We start from the raw sequence: 2003 nt of genomic DNA on the forward strand, positions 1-2003 counted from the left end.
GGCCTGAGCGCCCTCGTGCCAGCGCACATCCAAGGAGCCCGGCACGATTTGAGACGAGGCCCACGTGGCCAGGCAGAGAAAGGCTGCCACGGCCGCCGTGATGGTCATCCGCATCGCCGCGGAACCGCAAACAGATCGAACGGTTCTAGACCGTCGCATTGTTTCGATTCGATGGAATATCATTGCGGCCTTTACAGTATGAGGCCGAAAGACCCGAGTTTGCATTCACGATCTCCAACGTCAACGTCGAATTCAGATGCAAAATTCGTTTCGGAAAGCTGCCGAGACGAACACGCTGGCAGCCTGTGCTCCCCGGACATCACGGATTGACGTTTGGCAAGCCTGTGGTACGGCGAGCCGAACGCGATCAGCAATGCAATCCGGCTACGCAAAGTTTTTCAGCCGCTCACATGATGCCGTAATCCGCGTTTACGATGCAGCGGGCAATGTGATCGAAACGCACGAGCACAAGGGCGATTTCAGAGCGCGGGAAAGCGTTCTTGCTACGCGAACGCTCTAGTGTTTTCATTCGACACAGGGAAGCGCGCACACAATCAATGTCTTTCTTCAAATTCATGGCCGAATGGGGGATATGGGACATCTTTCAAACGGTAGTGACGATTGTTGGGGGCTTGGTCGTCCTATTCTACCTTTTTCCGCGCAGGCTTCTTATCGTGGTGTTCCTTTGCGTGGTCGCGTCAACCGTCTTCGCTCAAACTGAGACGCCGCAGCTCCAACCGAGCGAGGCGAAGGTCGACAGTTCGCCGGCCCAGAGTTACACCCTATCGCCAGACAAGTATGAAAAGGCGGTGGCGTTCTCTCGCGCCAAGTATCAGCTTTACTTTGTCGATACTGCCTACGGCATTCTCATTCTGATCTTGTTACTTAATTTGCGCGTGGCGCCGAAATATCGCGACTGGGCCGAGCGCATTTCGCATCGGCGATTTGTGCAGGCCTGGATTTTCGCGTCCCTGTTCCTGCTCACTGCCGCGGTGCTCGGTTTGCCTACGGAAATCTATCGCCAGTGGCTGTCGCGGAAGTACGAGCAATCAATCCAAGGCTGGGGCTCGTGGAGTTGGGATTGGGCAAAGGCGGAGCTGGTGGCACTAATCTTTGGCGCGATCGTCATTTGGATTCTCTACGCGATCATCCGGCGCAGTCCGCGCCGCTGGTGGCTTTACTTCTGGCTGGTCAGCATTCCGCTCGTTATCCTTCTGGTCTTCATTCAGCCGCTCGTGATCGAGCCATTGTTCTTTAAGTTCGAACCACTTCAGAACAAACACCCCGAGCTAGTCGCTGACATTTCCAAAGTAGTCGCGCGCGGCGGTTTGATGATCCCGCCCGATCGCATGTTTGAAATGAAGGCGAGCGAAAAACTGAAGTCGCTCGACGCCTATGTGACCGGGATCGGCGCTTCCAAGCGGGTCGTGGTCTGGGACAACACGATGAAGCGCCTAACGAACGAACAAACGCTCTTTGTCTTCGGCCACGAGATGGGGCATTACGTCCTCCACCATATCCCGCAACTGATCGCCTGGATCGTGGCGCTCTTGCTGGTCTTTCTTTACATTGGCAATCGCGGGATGCACTGGGCCTTGCAACGGTGGGGCCCGCGCTGGCACATTCGCGGCCTGGAGGATTGGGCATCATTTCCGGTGTTACTGTTATGGCTCAGCATCTTGATTTTTATCGTCACGCCGATTGGCAACACGATTTCGAGGCATTACGAGCACGAGGCCGATATTTACGGGCTGGAAGTTATCCACGGCATTGTACCTCGCCCGGCCGATCCCGCTGTCCCAGCCTTCCAAACTTTAGGCGAAGTGAATCTGTCCGATCCCAAGCCATCGCGGCTCATCGAGCTCTGGCTTTACAATCATCCGCCGTTGAACAAACGGATCGAATTCGCCCAAACCTACGATCCCTGGAGCAAAGGTCATCCGCAGTTCGTCAAGTAGTGGTCTCCGTTCTTTGTAGGGGAAGCCGACAGCTTCCCAGGAACG

The 2003-nt window shown here is 55.5% G+C and carries 1 protein-coding gene; it reads left to right on the forward strand.

The features are described 5' to 3' along the window. Nucleotides 1-557 precede the first annotated feature (557 nt). Nucleotides 558-1958, forward strand: a complete 1401-nt coding sequence (locus VE128_00090; protein HZD83956.1) for a M48 family metallopeptidase — start codon at nucleotides 558-560, stop codon at nucleotides 1956-1958. Nucleotides 1959-2003: the final 45 nt, after the last annotated feature.

This window comes from Candidatus Angelobacter sp., from assembly GCA_035643775.1.
Classification (GTDB): Bacteria; Bacteroidota; Bacteroidia; order Flavobacteriales; family Blattabacteriaceae; genus DASQPV01.

Coding starts and splice junctions, on each gene's coding strand:
- VE128_00090 (HZD83956.1), top strand. CDS start 558: ATGTCTTTCTTCAAATTCATGGCCGAATGGGGGATATGGGACATCTTT.